The sequence below is a fragment of the Paenibacillus pabuli NBRC 13638 genome (assembly GCF_001514495.1).
GTDB classification, from domain to species: Bacteria; Bacillota; Bacilli; order Paenibacillales; family Paenibacillaceae; genus Paenibacillus; species Paenibacillus pabuli.
On record NZ_BCNM01000001.1, the window covers coordinates 410,780 to 427,863 of the forward strand.

Consider the following 17,084-nt stretch of genomic DNA (forward strand, 5'->3'; position numbering starts at 1 on the left):
AGAGTTTCTTGACAATCTGACGCTACTGACCTTGTTAGCAGCGTTTGATGTTTAATTCGTGCATTCATATAAGTATCCATTCCAGATATACATATGTGGTGTTCAAATCTGTAGAGCGCTACCGTTATTATTTTTTTTCTCTAACCTTATATATACAGTTTCTTCCCCCGGCTAGAATATATTCGACCCGTTCAATCTGGACATCTTTCCCCAGAACGGTATTAAACAACTGTAACTCATTCTTACATAACCCGGTACATACTGCAGCAGCTTCACAGATGGGACAATGCTTCTCAATAAACAAGAGACTGCCATCTTCCTGATCTTTGACCTCGGCCATATAACCTTCACGGGTGCGAATATCCGCGAGTTTCTCCAGTTTCTCTCTTATCCCAGATGAATCCCCGATGAAGTGAAGATACTGCTCTTGCATATTTTTATTTCGGACAGCGAGCAGCTTGTCCAGCCCCTCGTTTCCAAAAGCCTCTTTCATGGAATGGATCAGACTCACGGATAATTCCGAATATCCGCTTGGAAAAAAACGATCCGCTGCGGGTGTTAATGTCCATAGCTTGGTTGGTCGACCCATGGGACGGGCTTCCTCTTCATACGTGACCAAGCCTTCTTCTTTCAGCGCATTTAAGTGTTGACGTATAGCCATTCCAGACAGCTCGAATTGGGAGGAGAGTGCCACAACATCCATTCCGCCTTGTTGCTTAAGCAGATTAATAATTGCCCTGCGGGTGCTGGTGGAGGCATCCTTTTTCGTATGATTTCGGCTCACGGTGAACCTCCTTTTAAAGCAACGTTATCTGCATCACTCCGTACATTTTAAACAAAAATATTGACAAAGTCAAAGCCGAACTGTAGCTTATAGTTTGTAAGGTAAAATGTTTACTAACTATCGGGATACGGTATGCACATAAAAATCCTCTTAATGCACTCGTTCACTGGTTCACCAGAGCTTGAATTAAATAAAAAAGAAAGTATTTTGAGATCACAAGAATGTTATATCCGGAGGTTTCTGCATGATATATGTGTTAATCCTGTCCGATATCCATCACATCGTTAAAAGTTTAAGTGTATTGATTCGAACTGATCCGTCTTTGTATATACTGGACGCAACTCCTCATCTGATCCATAACTTTAATCATCTTCCGGATAACACGGTGATTATCGTTGATATGAATTTGGTGAATATCGAACCGCTTATAAAACAAATTTCCGAGAAATGCCGGGTGATATTATACGGTGGATCTATGGAAATTATAGATATTCCTTGTCATCTGCAAAAAACAAGTTCTGGATATTTCAACGCGTATACGAGTCCTGAAGAAATCATTAAAATTGTAGTGGGCTGCATTTGAAAAAATAAAGGACTATCCAAAAAATATATTTCAAGGAGGTATAATGATGATTCACGTCAGTGAGGCAGCATCAGCAAAAATCGTCGAAATTCTGGCAAGTGCGGCTACCCAACATTCGTTTCTTAGAGTGGGTGTGGAGGAAGGGGGATGCAGCGGATTGTCCTACACGCTTGTGGTGGATGAGCAGCAAGCAGAAGGGGATATCTTATTGGATAAAAAGGAATTTGGAGTATTGATTCATACAAATAGTGTTCCATATATTGAAGGCCTTGAAATTGATTATGAAGAAAGCGGCATGACAGGCGGGTTCACGATGAACAACCCTAATGCAAAGGTATCTTGCGGATGCGGGGCCAGCTTTAGAATGGCGAATTATCGTGGTGAAGTCAAAAAATGCGATTAATTGTCAGCAGGCAGGAATATTTTCATTCAAAGCCTCATAATAAACATATATTGCAGGAGTTTTATGCTCAATGATCGTGCAATCATGTCTTTTTCAACGCAGGGAGAGAATGTCATGAACATTTTTGAAAATCACATACCTTTGGAAAAATTAAAGCGAGATGAACCGTTAAAAGAACACACATATATAAAACTAGGCGGGAAAGCAGACATACTTATTCATCCAACCACGATAGAAGAAATTATGAACATCCTGACTATTACAAAAATGCATCAAATACCTCTGACTGTCATTGGAAAGGGATCCAATGTCATCATTAAGGATCAGGGAGTTCGCGGAGTAACGATTTCTTTGAGCCATTTCGATCAGATTAAGGTCAGTGACAACCGGATTGTCGCGCAAAGTGGTTCCAGTATTATCGATGTGTCGCGGATCGCTTTGGATCACAGCTTGACGGGTCTGGAGTTTGCCTGTGGAATACCGGGAAGTACAGGCGGCGCTTTATATATGAATGCGGGGGCTTATGGCGGTCAGATGGATGAGGTCGTCGAGCGAGCGCTTGTGGTCACTAAAGATGGAGAACTACTGGACATGGTCCGAGATGACATGAAACTTGGTTATCGAAACAGTATCTTCAAAACGGATCAATACATCATCCTTGAAGTCGAATTTAGACTCAAAAAAGGCAACAAGGATGTTATCTCCAGTATCATGCAGGATTTAACGTTTAAACGGGAATCCAAACAACCGCTTGAGTACCCTTCTTGCGGAAGTGTATTCAAACGTCCAGAGGGACACTACGTGGGAAAACTCATTCAAGAATGCAACCTGCAAGGCACTCGTATTGGTGGAGCTGAGATCTCCAGGAAGCATGCAGGTTTTATCATTAATACAGATCATGCAACTGCCGAGGATTATTTGGAATTAATCAAATTAATCAAAAAAAGGGTGTATGAAAAATTCAATATTGAATTGGAGACGGAAGTCATTATTTTGGGAGAGTAGGCAAGCATGAACAGTGAGCTGGAAACATCGGAAGAGTTCCATGATTCATAAGACGCCAATTGGAGGTTATATTGTGAAATTAATAGGTTTATCTGGCTCATTGATCGGATCAAAAACACCAATCGCTGTAAATGCAGTCCTTCAACTGGTTCAAAAAAATCATCCGGAAATTGAAGTTGAACTCATCGACTTAAGAGAGTACAAAGCCATCGAATTTTGCGATGGGCGGAAGTTGGAGGATTACAACGAACACACTCAGTCGGTCATTCAGAAAATGATGGATGCGGACTTTTACGTGATCGGCACACCGATTTACCAATCCTCTTTGACAGGTGTACTGAAAAATGTGTTCGATCTTCTGCCTGTACCAAGTATTTATAATAAAGTGATGGGTTTTGTTGCAACAGGGGGTACTTATCAGCACTATCTGGTTGTTGAAAATCAATTAAAACCCATCGCCGGTTATTTTCGCTCCTATGTCGCTCCAAGCTATGTATATTTGAACAGCGAACATTTTGGAGCTGAGAATAGCATTGAAGACACTGATGCGCTGAGTCGGTTGGAAAGATTAGCTGAGGAACTGGTCTTTATGCAAACCCGATTAAAAGCTTAGTTTTTTTGAACAAATGCCGAATACGAAAGTAACCTAAATATCTTAGAGGGAGTCGCCATTGGCGGCTTTTTTTGTTCAACCCAATGGATTTTTATCTCAAGCTATGCGCATAAAGCTGTATAGGAGTAGTGCTTGGTTCAGGGGTGATCAACTTGGCTTAAATTCAAGACTTATAGAGATAATAAAATTAAAAAGGAGGGATCAAATTGACAACTAAGAAAATAGTTTTTTTCTTATTTCTCATAACAGTGAGCTTAAGTCTTATTTATATGCCCGAAGAGGTAGCAGAAGCAAGCCCTGAAACATGGCAAGAAGAGGACTTTAAGCCGGTGACACTTGCGCTACTTAATCCACATATTCAGCGAGAAATACATAACTACTATACCAAAAATCAAAAGCCAGTACCCAATTATGGATTGTATGATATTAAGGTGTTGGAACTAAAAAGGTTGTCACCAGGGGGATATTTGTTTAGAACCGTTCTGGAGGTCAGCACCTTCAATGGACCACATAACCCACCATACGGACAAGAAGTTATTACATTTGAAGTGGGCCCTGCTACAGTAAAAACGATTCGTTATGTTCATAAGGATAGTTAATTAAGGATAATTAATTAATGATAGGGAGGATTCAGTGTAACTATGAAGCAATACATAACGTTATATATATGAAGATTATAGAAACGATAGCTCTTTAGAAATACACATTTATTAAGGTTTGATGCTGTACAAACGATCCAAATGGAGGGGTAACATGCTCATATCAAAAACGTCTAAACCGTTTACGAATTTAAAAGGTCAGCTACTCTCGTGCATCGTTACAAGCTTCACAGCCGCCGGACTTATTGCTCTGGGAGCAACCGTAATCCCATCGCAGGCACATGCAGAAGCACCTGATGTTTCGGTACGCAACTGGTATTCGGATACAGGTATTTCGGTGCCCGAACTTAAGCCTTCCTGGACTGCACAAGTGGACAACTACCTGGATATGAACGAACCTTATATTGGTCATCAGGCTATAGCAGAACACGGAAAGGTATTCACTTTCGCCGCTACCAAATTAATTTCAATGGATGCAAAGACAGGCAAACGGCTGTGGTCATACGGAAAAGGACTGACACCCTACATTGTTTATCATAATGACGTCATTTACGGTCTTAATGGAGATCATAAACCTTATGCGCTGAACGCCAAAACTGGAAAAGCGATATGGCAGTCAGGCTCATCCACCTGGATTGATACACAGTATCGTACAGAAATGTTAGTTCCAACCGGTGATACGCTTTATGTCATCAAAGGCAGTACGACTTTTGCATTTGATATGAAAACAGGCAAGCTAAGGTGGAAGGCGGATGAGCCGCTAGGTGAAGGGGACGGTACCGCATACCTGGAGGAATCTAATGGTGTCGTGCTTCGAACCTTTTTCGTTCAGGGGGCACTTACGTCCATTCAACTGAATGCTTATGACAAAAAGACAGGCAAAAAGTTATGGGACGATTTTGGTCAAGGAGAAGCACTTCAAATTAAAGATGGACTGGTATATTCGGTTGATTATCATTCTTCACTTTTGACAGATTATCAATCAGCACCGGAACGCAAAGTGAATGTGAATGTCTATAACCTTAAGACTGGTGTACAAAAGGGGAGCCTTGAATACAACTGGAAAATGAAAGGTGATCCACCGTTCGACTATGGCTATGGAAGCGTATTTGCAACAAATGGAAAGTTATACATTGAACAAGGAGACCAGATAGCGGAATACAATTTTGATAAATATACAGCTAATGCCGATCCGCTTCGGACTTATCAGCGTCCCTTTTATAAAGAAAATGGGCAGTTGCTTGGTATCGTGCAGGAACGGCTGGTTTACAAAAATGAAACAACGGGAGAAGTAGCCGGCATCAAGCTGGCGAACGGACAGGAGGTCAAGTGGTATGGCGACGCACCAGTAGCTCAGATTAGCGTGTACGGCAAAGGAATATACCGGGCGCAGCGTAATGGGACACTGCTTGGGATTAATATGTTGACTGCTACCCCTGTCTTCCGGGTAAACACTGGGGGAGATTTACACGAAGCGACGCTGAAGACCGACGGTATGATCATTATTCAGTCGGAGGGTAAACTCCTCGGTGTGAAGCTGCCAGCATCACTGAAATAAGCTGGATTAAAGCATTGGTACCTTAAAAGCCAATCATAAAGCTAGTGACTCAATGAAATAAGCCAAGGCATCCGGTCAGTACGACGGGATGCCTTGGCTTATTTTTCACCTTCAATAACGGACAGAATTCATGAAAAGTCGAAGCTGCCAAAATATTTTTTTCGCTTACGTGGCTTTTTCGCTTCCTCCGGTGTCTAATTAAATGTAAATCAAGAGGAGGTTCCCACCATGTCAGGAGCTCATGACACGAAACCTGTTTATCCGGATGAACAGGAAAGCATCACCATCTTTGAGAACACGTATGAGCAATATCGTCAGAGAATCAACAAATACTTCTCACTGAAATTGAACCCGTTGGTTGCAGATGATTTGACCCAACAGGTATTTTTGAAAGCAGTTGAAAATATTCACACCTTTAAAGGAAGCTCTAATTTATTCACTTGGATATTTAAAATTGCTCAGAATACGGTAAAAAACGAATATCGCAGGTTATCGCGACAAAAAGAATCTCCTTATGATTTTACAGATTATGAATCGCAATCAATCTCTCTTGAATTTACGAAACATGTTGATATTCGAATGGATATTAGCTCTGCTTTAAAGAGGCTGGATAAGATTGATCAGGAAATTATTGCATTACGCTTTTTCGTAGACTGCACCTTGCCCGAAATATCCAAAATAGTTGGACGACGGGAAAGCGCAGTAAAGAACAGACTGTACCGGGCTTTGCAAAAATTAAAAAAAGAACTGAAAGAGTGGGGGGATATTGCTATCATGTCTATTCAAGACCTGATTTCCATTGTAAATAAAGGTGAAAACGAAGATACGAATGATCGTACGAAGAAAGTTCACCAAGATTTGTTCGATGAGCTCAACCATAGTGTTGAACAAGTGTCGACCAAATATAAACATCAGCCATCACAAAAAGTAGTTATAGAAATTTATCCCGATCTGCCAACGTTTCATGAGGCTGTAGGAGAAACAGATGCTCCCAATTGGTTTATGGGCACATATGAGGGGCATATTCTGAAAATTGTCTCTCCGTTGAACCCGGGACCGGAGCATACGTATCAATCCATTCTGAAAGGTACAGTCCACTTGTTCGCCATGTGGCTAATCAGCGACATTAATCCTGCAGCTCCCAAATGGATCAGACAGGGCATTGGTGGATATGAAGCTAAACAGATGTCCCAAGATTTCATTAAAGGTTCAACGGAAGATAATATTCGTAACCAGTCCATTCCATCTTTTGATGAATTAAATAACGATTCATGGGATTTTGAAACGATGAAAGGTTTTCAGTTCTCTTATATGATGGTGGAATTTGTGGTTGAACGATACGGAGTAGAGGCGTTAAACAAACTAATCCGTAATCCTCAAGATTTCGAAGGAATCTTTCAATGTAGTGAGACTGAACTGTATGAGCAATGGGTGAAATATATAAAATAAAAATATAACCTTATACTTTGGATTGTAAGCCCGGTGATGAACCGGGCTAGTCCCAGATTCGACACCACCTGATGCAGTTTGATTTAGTTTTTACAATTGATTATACGTTTCACCATCGACGGCTTCTAACCAAACCGTTTCTCCCGGTGTAATGGCCAAGTGTACAAACCAACTGTCTTTTGTAGCCCCGTGCCAATGTTTTACATTAGGAGGAATATTAATTACATCCCCGGTTTTCAGTAATTGTGCTAGTTTACCTTCTTCTTGATACCAGCCCTCGCCACCTGTTACGATCAAAACTTGCCCAATTTTATGAGAGTGCCAGTTATTGCGAGCTCCTGGAGCAAAAGTTACACTTCCAATGGGTGCATTAAGTGGAGTCTCGTCAGTAAAAATCATTTGTAAGTAAGCATCCCCGATAAAGTTGGCTTCAACTTTTTGTCCTAACGGAAAGATAGCGCTATTTTGTAATTCTTCATTTGTCATAATCGAACCCTGCTCTCGTTTAATTATTATAGATTTCTTTTGCGATATTAAATGCGGACCACGCTTTTGGCCATCCTGCATAAAATGCAAGATGAGTAATGATTTCGGAAATTTCCTCTTTGGTTACTCCGTTTGCTTTCGCTTTTTGAAGATGGGGAGTTAACTGTTCGAAATTCCCGCCCGCAATCAATGCGGACACGGTAATCATACTGCGATCGCGAGGAGATAATTCCTTCTCTCTGGACCAAACTTCACCAAATAAAACATCATCATTAAGTTCAGCAAATTTCGGTGCAAATTCTCCGAGTAATTTTCGGCCGGCTGTTTGTTTTTCGGGCATAAGCTCTTTACCTCCAATTCATTTCAATGTGCACATGACGAAGTATAAGACTTAAAGTGGACTTTAAGTCAAGACGCTTTTTTTAGTTTTGTTCAAACTTCAGAAGTGTATACTAGGGATAGAAACGAATCTAGGAAACAGAGGTAGAAGCCATGACGTATTCGATTGGAGAATTTGCTGAAATCATTGGTATTAATAAGAGCACGCTCAGATATTATGAATTGGAAGGTTTACTCACTCCACAGCGAGATGAAAATAATTTGCGGGAATATACAGAGCAAGATATTGGCTGGGTTCGGTTTTTACTTCATCTGAAACATTCGGGAATGTCTATGGTTGAGCTAAAACAATATACGGAATGGCGTGCCATGGGTGAGGGGACGATGTATGATAGGCTTCATTTGCTTGAACAACGTAAGGGAAAGGTAGAGGAGGAGATGCAAACATTGCAAGAGAGCCTGAATATTCTGAATCAAAAGATTAAGTTCTATCATGATCAGATCAAAGGGGATAAATATGAATTTGTTCTTTATTCAGGACAAAAAGAAGGCGCTAAAGACGAATCCACCTAACGCATTGCGAAAGGAGATGATATGCCGCAAATGAACAGAATAATCCGAGCGAAATGGTTCCTTTGGTTAACAGGTGTTGTCGTTTTTTTAATTATTATGTTCTCTGTGGTTTCCTTTCTGCTTGTGAATTCGGTGTCTGCGACCTTTGAGCCCGGAAGTGTTGAAGAGAAATATTCATTAGCTGGCGTTTACGTGGTCGATACGCTGGAGATCAAAGACGATCAGGGAGAGCAATTGTACAGGATTTATTTTCCGCAATCAATGGATACGCGTCACCCGCTAATCGCTTGGGGCAATGGAACGGGGGCTTTACCTGACAATTATGATCAGTTGTTAAGACACCTGGCGGGTTGGGGATTTATTGTCATTGATACATACAGCCAAACCACGGGTACAGGAAAAGAAATTATGGCTGCAATTCAATATATGCTCAGTGAAAATGAAGCGACGGTCAGCCCGTTCTATCACAGGATTCAAAAAGATCGGGTCGGTGCGGCAGGTCATTCACAGGGCTCAACAGGTGTGATTAACGCTCACACGAATTTTGAGAACGGTAATATCATCAAAACAGTTGTCTCGATTGCTTTGCCCGATTTGAAATATTGTGATCCAGAGGATGTGTATGATACATCCGCACTGAAAATTCCGTTTTTTGTGCTCGGGGGAACCCGGGATTTTATCATATCGCCGACAGACTCCAATCAATTGGCTTTGAAAAATGCTAATCCGGACATTCCGACCATGATGGCAATGGCGAAAGGTGCTGCGCATACAGCGATAGAGCAGGATGGCGGTCAGCATAGAGGTTATTTGACAGCTTGGATGAGGTATTGGTTGATGGATGATGTGGAGACAAAGGGTGCTTTTGTTGGCAATTCTGCTGAAATTCGAATGAGTAATCATTGGACGGACGTTCAATCCTCACATTTGCAATAATCATGGTTTACATAAATCGAAGGACCCTTCTGAAATGGAAGGGTCCTTCTTCGTATTATGTGAAAAACATTTTGAGGCATTGAAATGGCGTTATTCAATGCCACTATAAACGTTTTCAGTAAAGGCATCCTGTTAAACACCAAGTAAGGTATCTATGGTTTCGCCTTTGCTGTTGACTGTCTGGGAATAAGCATCGTAGGTAACTTAACCTGAAGGTACTCGCTGCTTGGATTCTCCACTTGTTTCAGGATGACTCTGCCCGCTTCTCGCCCGAGTTCAAGTTCCTGCTGGACCACAGCCGTGGGCGGAATGATACAGAACTCCGGAAATTCCACATCATCGAAGAACACGACGGATAAATCTTCCGGTACAGAGATCCCCATCTGCATCGCCGCTTGAATAACATGAGGGCTGAAATTGGAGGACAGAAGGGCCGTCATCTGCGGATTTGCCTTTAAAAACTTCTTAATCATCGTGATAACCTCTTCATTGCTGTCACTCATGGCCAGACGTGTCATCTGTATACTGCGATCAATCAGAATATGACGGTCCTCCAAGGCTTTCTCATACCCGTGCAATCTGTCCTCAATACTTGATGTACCCTCAGCCAGAGTGGAAATAAAGCCAATTCGACTGTGCCCAAGCTCATGAAGATGCTTAACCGCCTGAATGGCTGCCTCATGGTTGTCCGAGCTGATGGAGTTGGTCTCCACCCCTTTTAGATTGCGGTCCAGAAGGACAAGGGGGAAGCGATTTAGCGTAAGCGCAAGAATCTCATTGTTATAGTGCTCACCCTCAACGGGATAGATAATTAGTCCTCTAACACCTGCCTGTTTCATTTCCTGAATTTTAAGAATCTCCGTCTCCTGTGAGTCATTCGTTTTGGCAAATAACAACTGATAGCCATTCTCCGAAAGAGTATCCTCAATTCCGCTCAGCAGATTAGCGGTGAATCGATTGTCGAGACGGGGGAGAAGAAACCCGATTGTTGGTGCTGTGAGCTGCTCTATTACCGCTGAAGTGATGTTATGAATTTCCTCGGGACTGTGATCGTTAACAAAGGTTCCTTTGCCTTGAAGTCGGTAGACTACTCCTTTATCAACTAGAGCGGTAAGGGCATTTTTTACCGTAATACGGCTCACACTGAATTGTTCAGCGAGTTCATTTTCGGAAGGGATTCGGCTGCCCGGTTTCCAATTCCCGCTTCGAATCTGGTCAATGATATATGTCTCGATTTTCTTGTACATTGGCTTGAAGGTTCTCACCATCGCATTTATCTCCATTCACTATTAGTTCATTCTTAATATATTATATTAATACAACATATACAAGTGCTAAAAATCAATAACAAGTGAGTAAGACAAGAAGTTTAAAATTACGAACAAATATGATAAAAAAACCTTATAAATAAACAATTTATTAAGAATACACTTTATTAAGTTGTATCTAAAAATAAACATTTACAAGTAAAAGTATGTTGTTTATATTGTGTTTAAAGTTTGCTGGATAAAGCGTTTCCAACGAGCTTCGCATTCTTATCCATGTTATAAATTTTTTCTCAAGAGTTCCTTCATTGAAAAAGGGGGTGCAGCAGTTTTTAACACCAATTTGTTGTCGGGGATTTCATTAAGCCAGAAACGAACCAAAATTAAAGATAAGGGTGGTTGCGGGATGAAAAAAAGAGCAGGCATGATCGTTACTTTGTTAACTGTTTTCTCACTCATTGTAAGCGCTTGCGGTGATGCGCAGTCCGGGGGAACGGAACCAAAAGCGAGTAAAGAGCTGACGATGTGGACGTGGAAGGTTGCTTACACGCCAGGAATTGAAGCAGCCGCGAAGTTGTATGAAGAGAAAACAGGAATCAAAGTCAAACTCGAGACCTTTACACCAGATGATACCTATCGCCAAAAATTCCAGGCAGCAGCCAACTCCAAAAATTTGCCGGATATCGTAAATTGGTGGGCAACGGCAGGGGATTCCATCGAGAACTCGGTACTCGAGCTGTCTGGTGAAGTGGGTGATGATCTGTTGAACAGCTACTACAGTGCTGCGATGGACCCGATCATCGTTACACAGAGTCAGGTTGACTCCTGGAAAGAAGACAAGAATGCCACCACAATTCAAAAGTCACTGAAGACTGGACAGTTCTACGGACTGCCGCTTGATATCGGAGGATTCTTTACTTTCTATGGTAACAAGAAACTGATCGAAGAAGCAGGGCTGACAGCGGAAGCGCCCAAAACGTGGGAAGAGTTCGTCACCATGATGGAGACTGTCAAAGAGAAAACAGGTACGCCTGGGCTTGTATTTGGTGCAAAGCTGCCTGATCTGTGGGAAAACTGGGCCGGTTCGGCACTGTCCATCATGCTGAACGAACCTCAGGGTTATATTGATCTGCTCGAAAGAAAGTCCAAACTAAGCGATCCTTCAAATCTCCCGGTAGTGAAAGCGATGGAGACATTGGCAAACAAAGATCTGCTGATGCCGGGAATTTTATCAACGGATATTGACGGAGCAGACCAGGCGTTTGCTGCTGGCAAGGCCGCTTTCGATCTCGGTGGTTCCTTCACGATGTCTACGCTACTGGCTATGGGAATGAGTCCTGAAGATATTTTCACCTTCCCGGTACCACCGCTTGAAGGGTCGAAAATTAACGGCTGGACGACTGATCCATTCACGTTAACAATGTTGTCAGTGAATAAGGATTCGCAGAACAAGGCTGAAGCGCTCGATTTCATTAAATTCCTGACCGGTGATCCGGATGCAGCTGTCGCTTTTGCTAATGCGGCGTATACAGTACCTGCGCTGAATCTGGGAGATCGTGCAAATGATCTGGATCCGAACCTAAAATCGATTTCAGATGCATTCGCTGCCGAGCCTGGTCCCTACAGTCAAGCTTCACCAGCAATCAATACGTATCGTGGCAAGCACAAAGAGTGGGAAGTGTATGCCCAGTCCATGCAATCCATGATCGAGAAAAAGATGACTGCTGAACAAGTCGCCAAGAAGTTCGACGACACCATGGAAAGTCTGAAAGCGAGCGGGAACTAGAACACATAAGCAATCGGCAAGCCCCGTAAGGGGCTGTCGATTGCCAAATTGAGAGCAAAAGGTGATTGATCATGATAAAAAGTCGAAATAAGTGGATGCCGTATCTCTTTTTACTGCCTGGCGTGCTTTTGTTTCTTGCCATCGGTGTGTATTCGGTCGGATTCTCGATCATGCTCAGCTTTTATAACTGGTCCGGGATCGATTTTTCCACCGCAAGGTTTGAAGGTCTGGCGAATTTCCGTCACTTCCTGCTCGGTGATGATCCGATTGTAACCCGAAATTTCTATAATGCCGTTCTACACAATCTGATTATTGCCGTTTCACAGGTTGTGGTCGTCGTTCCAATCGCACTTGTGCTGGCTTTTGTGCTGCAAAATACGAAGGCAGCAACGTGGTACCGGACGATTTATTTTCTGCCGATGATCGCATCTGGCGTAGCTATCTTTTATGTATGGAAAGGCTTGTTTGAACCTAGTGGAGCATTCAACTCACTCTTCCTATGGATGGGCTTGGATTTCCTTGCTGTACCTGGTGGAATGCTGGGGAGTTCGTCTACTTCTTTACTCGGTATTATTTTGACATCAATATGGGGAGGTCTGCCTGGAACGCTGATTCTGTATTACGCTGGTCTGACTTCCATTGATCCGACACTGTATGAAGCAGCAAGTGTGGATGGTGCCAAGAAAACAACTATGATATTGAAAATTACCTGGCCGTTACTGAAGCCAATCACGCTTATTGCCGTCATTCAGATGGTGAACGGAGCCTTTCAGGCCTTTGAGAATGTGTTCATCATGACAGGCGGCGGACCGGCTGGCAGTTCGGAGGTTATTGGTACGCTCGTGTACCGTACAGCTTTTCTAAACAATGATTATGGTCTGGCCAGCGCTATCGGATGGGTATCATTTCTGATTACAGGTGCCATTGCCATATTCAGTATTCGCTCATTCAAGGCAGACATCTAAAAGGAGGAGCACATGGTCAAATATATTAAGCATATCATTCTAATCTTGTACGGATTGACCTGCCTGTATCCTTTTGTCTGGATGATCGGCACTTCGTTGAAGACATCACAGGATGCGCTAGCCAATCCACAGAGTCCGTTTCCACAAGCTGCACCCTTGTGGTCCACATTTGGTGACGTATGGAACAAATTGAATTTCTATCAGTTTTTTATAAACAGCGTGATCGTAAGTGCAGTCGTGATTATAGGCGTCATTCTCATCTATACCATGATGGCCTATTCGTTTGCCAAATTTGTTTATCGGGGCAAAAAATTCATCTACTACACGTTTATTGCATTGCTGCTCGTTCCAGGTGTAACCACATTGATTCCACTTTATATCAACATGACCAATCTGGGGTTGCAAAACACGTATATTGGCATGATCCTGCCCATGATTAACGGAGCTGCACCCTTCGCCATTTTCCTATTCACCAGTTACTTCCGCACAATCTCACATGAGTTATACGAGAGCGCCGTCCTGGATGGATGCAACAATTTCAAAATCTACTACAGAATTTATCTGCCATTGGCGTTACCAGCTATCGGAACCATTGCCATTCTGAACTTTATCGGAAGCTGGAACAATATTTTATGGCCGATGATCATCGTGGATAGCCGGGATATGTTTACGTTACCGATGGGACTCATGTATCTGGATTCATCTTCATTCAAGAAATGGAATGAACTCATGGCAGGGGCTTTGATTACGGTCATTCCAATCCTGCTTGCCTTCCCTTTCATGCAGAAGATGTATGTCAAGGGCATGACGGTAGGTTCAGTCAAAATGTAAACACACAACCACTAAATCATACAAGATTGGAATGAAATGAATGACTACAAAAACCGCGCATATTGTCGCACATTCTCACTGGGACAGGGAGTGGTATCTATCCTTCGAGAAACACCGAATGCTGCTCGTTCAGCTTATGGAGGATTTAATCGAGACGTTTGAAAATGATCCGGAATTTACGAATTTCCATCTGGATGGGCAGTTTATTGTGCTGGAGGATTACTTGGAAATCATGCCGCATCGATCCAACCAGGTCCGCAAGTTAATTGAAGAGGGCAAGCTAATTGTCGGTCCATGGTACATCCTTCAAGATGAATTCCTCGTCAGCAGTGAAGCTAATGCACGCAATCTGTTAATTGGTATTCAAGCCTCTGAACAAATGGGAGGATGTGCGAAAATCGGATATTTCCCGGATTCCTTCGGTAATATGGGCCAGGCACCACAGCTCATTAGCCAGGCGGGCATTGAGGTAGCTGTATATGGACGTGGAGTGAAGCCAGTTGGATTCAATAACGAAATTCAATCTGGCAATGAGCATACTTCCAAATACTCGGAGATGTATTGGGAGTCACCCGATGGTACTCGTGTACTGGCGATCCTGTTCGCCAATTGGTACAACAACGGCATGGAGATTCCGGTGGAACCGGAGAAGGCGAAAGCTTACTGGGCCGAAAAGCTGGCTGCAGCAGAAGAGTTTGCTTCAAGTTCGGAACTCCTTTTCATGAACGGATGTGATCATCAGCCGCTCCAGAAGGATCTGACACAAGCATTAAAGACGGCTACCGAGATTATGCCAGATGTGACGTTTCGTCATTCCAGCTTTCCCGAGTACATTCAGGCTTTGCAAAAAGCGAAACCACAATCCTTGGACGTCATTCGCGGTGAACTCCGAAGCCAATGGACCGATGGCTGGATCACACTTGTAAATACTGCTTCAGCAAGGGTATATATCAAACAGCAAAATGTAAAAAGCCAGACGTTACTGGAGAAAGTGGCTGAGCCGCTCGCAGTCATGGCCTCTCTGTCCACAGGCATTTATCCACGGCATGAGCTGTTTTATGCCTGGAAGACGTTACTAAAAAATCATCCCCATGACAGTATCTGCGGGTGCAGTGTTGACGAAGTCCACAGGGAGATGCTGACCCGATTTGCCAAATCGCAAGAAGTAGCTGAAGCCATATCGGTTCAGAGTGCTCGTACCATAGCCGATTCCGTGGATACATCTGGCTTTGACGCAGATTCTGCGTTGCCTTTTGTAGTGTTTAACACGTCGGGACATCGTCGATCCAATGTGATTGTAACTAGGATGGATGTTGAGCGACGGTACTTTGACCACCAGCCTCCGCATGAAAAGTATCAGGAATTTAAGCGCGAATATGAAGCCTTTGACCCGAACGATTGGGTTGTAATGAACGCGGAAGGCAAGCAAGTGGAAGCCGTAATCACACCTGTTGGACCGACATTTGGATATGATCTGCCGGATAACCGATTCCGTCAACCTTACTGGGCATATCAAGTGGATGTGGAGCTTCATGTTCAGAACATCCCGGGTTTTGGATACCATGCTTTTGCCCTAGTTCCTAAAAGTATTTCTGGAGAGTGTGAGCATAGCGAACGGACTACCACTGAACTTGTTGTAGAAGAGCAAGTGATGGAGAACGATTATCTGCGTATCGAAATTGCGGAGGATGGATCGTTTACCATGTTGGATAAAGTAAACGGTCGCAATTATACAGGCCTGGGCATTTATGAGGATACAGGAGATATCGGAAATGAGTATATGTACAGACAACCGGATCAGGAAGCTACGTTGACTTCGGAGGGGCTGCCTGCCCAGATTAAGCTGGTGCATCATACACCGCTGAAAGCCGTTTATGAGATCGTGCATAATTGGAAGCTTCCGATCGGCGCAGATGAACTGCTGGATGAAGAGATCCGCTCCATGGTCCCATTTCGGTACCGGAAATCACGGCGGCTTGATGAAACAAGGGAGGTGAGCATTCGTACAGAGCTGAGCCTTGAAAAAACGGGTCGTTCGGTTGGCATTAAAAGCTATATCGATAACACGGTTCAGGATCATCGTATTCGCATGTTGTTCCAAACCGGACTCGAAGCAAGTCATGTTACCGTTGACTCTATTTACGAACTGGCGCAGCGTCCGATACAGCCGGAAGCGGAGTGGAAAAATCCCTGCAATTCGCAGCATCAAAATGCATTTGTCAGTATAAGCAATGGTCGTGAAGGGCTGACCATAGCGAATAAAGGTCTTAATGAATATGAAGTGTTGGCTAATCAGAACACCATTGCTGTTACACTGCTGCGTGGGGTTCGCGAGCTTGGGGATTGGGGAGTGTTTGCAACACCTGAGGCCCAATGTCTCGGACAGCATATTCTGGAAATGAAGCTCATCTCACATGATTTGGATGTAATTCAATCCAATGCTTATGTGCAGGCATATCAGTTCCCGGTTCCCTGGACCGTTCAACAGACAGGGGTACATGGTGGTACGTTACCCGCTAACCACGAGTTTTTGCAATGGGAGGGTGATCATCTCGCTTTTAGTGCGCTTAAACGGGGCGAGGCAAATGATGACATGCTGTTCAGGGTGTTCAATGTATCATCGGAGACGACTTCAATGAAAGTAACGCCTTCGTTTGAGGCTAAGGAAGTGTACAAAAGTACAATTGTTGAAGATCAAGGTGAAGCCATGAAGGTAGCGGATGAGGGAAGTTATGTTTTGAATGTGGGACCAGCAAAAATTCAGACGATCGGGATTCAACCCACAACACGTTTAATATAAACAATTCAGTCTTGGAGTTCTCTCCACTGCTGCGGATTGAAAACGGATGCATCATGTTCCACATACGACAACCCTGTTTTCGTGCAGCTTGATTACATGATCAAGTTAA

Annotated in this window: 17 protein-coding genes; 13 read left to right on the top strand and 4 right to left on the bottom strand. The window is 43.2% G+C overall.

Annotated elements, in window-relative coordinates; all coding sequences use genetic code 11:
• Nucleotides 1-127: 127 nt before the first annotated feature.
• On the bottom strand, nucleotides 128-784 hold the full coding sequence (locus tag PPA03S_RS01420) for a helix-turn-helix transcriptional regulator (RefSeq protein ID WP_062319076.1): 657 nt from the start codon (nucleotides 782-784) through the stop codon (nucleotides 128-130).
• 244 nt (nucleotides 785-1,028) lie between these two features.
• Here PPA03S_RS01420 and PPA03S_RS01425 point away from each other — a divergent pair, with 244 nt between their 5' ends.
• From PPA03S_RS01425 to PPA03S_RS01455, 7 genes are all read left to right on the top strand, one after another.
• Complete coding sequence (locus tag PPA03S_RS01425) at nucleotides 1,029-1,367, top strand: hypothetical protein (protein WP_062319078.1); 339 nt, start codon at nucleotides 1,029-1,031, stop codon at nucleotides 1,365-1,367.
• Between the two features lie 46 nt (nucleotides 1,368-1,413).
• Nucleotides 1,414-1,770 (top strand): HesB/IscA family protein, encoded by a 357-nt coding sequence (locus PPA03S_RS01430; RefSeq protein ID WP_062319080.1) that lies wholly within the window; start codon nucleotides 1,414-1,416, stop codon nucleotides 1,768-1,770.
• 114 nt (nucleotides 1,771-1,884) lie between these two features.
• A complete protein-coding gene (gene murB / locus PPA03S_RS01435) occupies nucleotides 1,885-2,775 on the top strand; it encodes a UDP-N-acetylmuramate dehydrogenase (protein ID WP_062319879.1) in 891 nt (296 codons plus the stop codon).
• Nucleotides 2,776-2,848: 73 nt separating this feature from the next.
• Nucleotides 2,849-3,388 (top strand): NADPH-dependent FMN reductase, encoded by a 540-nt coding sequence (locus PPA03S_RS01440; protein ID WP_062319881.1) that lies wholly within the window; start codon nucleotides 2,849-2,851, stop codon nucleotides 3,386-3,388.
• Between the two features lie 206 nt (nucleotides 3,389-3,594).
• A complete protein-coding gene (locus PPA03S_RS01445) occupies nucleotides 3,595-3,987 on the top strand; it encodes a DUF3888 domain-containing protein (protein ID WP_062319082.1) in 393 nt (130 codons plus the stop codon).
• A gap of 154 nt (nucleotides 3,988-4,141) precedes the next feature.
• Nucleotides 4,142-5,545: an outer membrane protein assembly factor BamB family protein gene (locus PPA03S_RS01450; RefSeq protein WP_062319084.1), complete on the top strand. Its 1,404-nt coding sequence runs from the start codon at nucleotides 4,142-4,144 to the stop codon at nucleotides 5,543-5,545.
• 228 nt (nucleotides 5,546-5,773) lie between these two features.
• Nucleotides 5,774-6,994 (top strand): RNA polymerase sigma factor, encoded by a 1,221-nt coding sequence (locus tag PPA03S_RS01455; protein WP_062319085.1) that lies wholly within the window; start codon nucleotides 5,774-5,776, stop codon nucleotides 6,992-6,994.
• A gap of 90 nt (nucleotides 6,995-7,084) precedes the next feature.
• Here PPA03S_RS01455 and PPA03S_RS01460 read toward each other — a convergent pair whose 3' ends face one another.
• Nucleotides 7,085-7,480, bottom strand: coding sequence for a cupin domain-containing protein (locus PPA03S_RS01460; RefSeq protein WP_062319087.1), 396 nt, complete (start codon nucleotides 7,478-7,480; stop codon nucleotides 7,085-7,087).
• Nucleotides 7,481-7,499: 19 nt separating this feature from the next.
• A complete protein-coding gene (locus tag PPA03S_RS01465; RefSeq protein ID WP_062319089.1) occupies nucleotides 7,500-7,820 on the bottom strand; it encodes a carboxymuconolactone decarboxylase family protein in 321 nt (106 codons plus the stop codon).
• A gap of 152 nt (nucleotides 7,821-7,972) precedes the next feature.
• Between PPA03S_RS01465 and PPA03S_RS01470 the strand changes: the two genes are divergently transcribed.
• Complete coding sequence (locus PPA03S_RS01470) at nucleotides 7,973-8,392, top strand: MerR family transcriptional regulator (RefSeq protein WP_062319091.1); 420 nt, start codon at nucleotides 7,973-7,975, stop codon at nucleotides 8,390-8,392.
• 30 nt (nucleotides 8,393-8,422) lie between these two features.
• On the top strand, nucleotides 8,423-9,328 hold the full coding sequence (locus PPA03S_RS01475; RefSeq protein WP_062319883.1) for a poly(ethylene terephthalate) hydrolase family protein: 906 nt from the start codon (nucleotides 8,423-8,425) through the stop codon (nucleotides 9,326-9,328).
• A 152-nt stretch (nucleotides 9,329-9,480) separates the two neighbouring features.
• Here PPA03S_RS01475 and PPA03S_RS01480 read toward each other — a convergent pair whose 3' ends face one another.
• Nucleotides 9,481-10,575 (bottom strand): GntR family transcriptional regulator, encoded by a 1,095-nt coding sequence (locus tag PPA03S_RS01480; RefSeq protein ID WP_217998907.1) that lies wholly within the window; start codon nucleotides 10,573-10,575, stop codon nucleotides 9,481-9,483.
• Nucleotides 10,576-10,999: 424 nt separating this feature from the next.
• Here PPA03S_RS01480 and PPA03S_RS01485 point away from each other — a divergent pair, with 424 nt between their 5' ends.
• The 4 genes from PPA03S_RS01485 to PPA03S_RS01500 all read left to right on the top strand — a co-directional run bounded on the left by PPA03S_RS01485 (nucleotide 11,000) and on the right by PPA03S_RS01500 (nucleotide 16,975).
• Complete coding sequence (locus PPA03S_RS01485; RefSeq protein WP_062319094.1) at nucleotides 11,000-12,379, top strand: ABC transporter substrate-binding protein; 1,380 nt, start codon at nucleotides 11,000-11,002, stop codon at nucleotides 12,377-12,379.
• Nucleotides 12,380-12,450: 71 nt separating this feature from the next.
• A complete protein-coding gene (locus PPA03S_RS01490) occupies nucleotides 12,451-13,344 on the top strand; it encodes a carbohydrate ABC transporter permease (protein ID WP_062319096.1) in 894 nt (297 codons plus the stop codon).
• 12 nt (nucleotides 13,345-13,356) lie between these two features.
• Complete coding sequence (locus PPA03S_RS01495) at nucleotides 13,357-14,175, top strand: carbohydrate ABC transporter permease (RefSeq protein ID WP_062319098.1); 819 nt, start codon at nucleotides 13,357-13,359, stop codon at nucleotides 14,173-14,175.
• A 40-nt stretch (nucleotides 14,176-14,215) separates the two neighbouring features.
• Nucleotides 14,216-16,975: an alpha-mannosidase gene (locus PPA03S_RS01500; protein ID WP_062319100.1), complete on the top strand. Its 2,760-nt coding sequence runs from the start codon at nucleotides 14,216-14,218 to the stop codon at nucleotides 16,973-16,975.
• The last annotated feature ends 109 nt before the right edge of the window (nucleotides 16,976-17,084 follow it).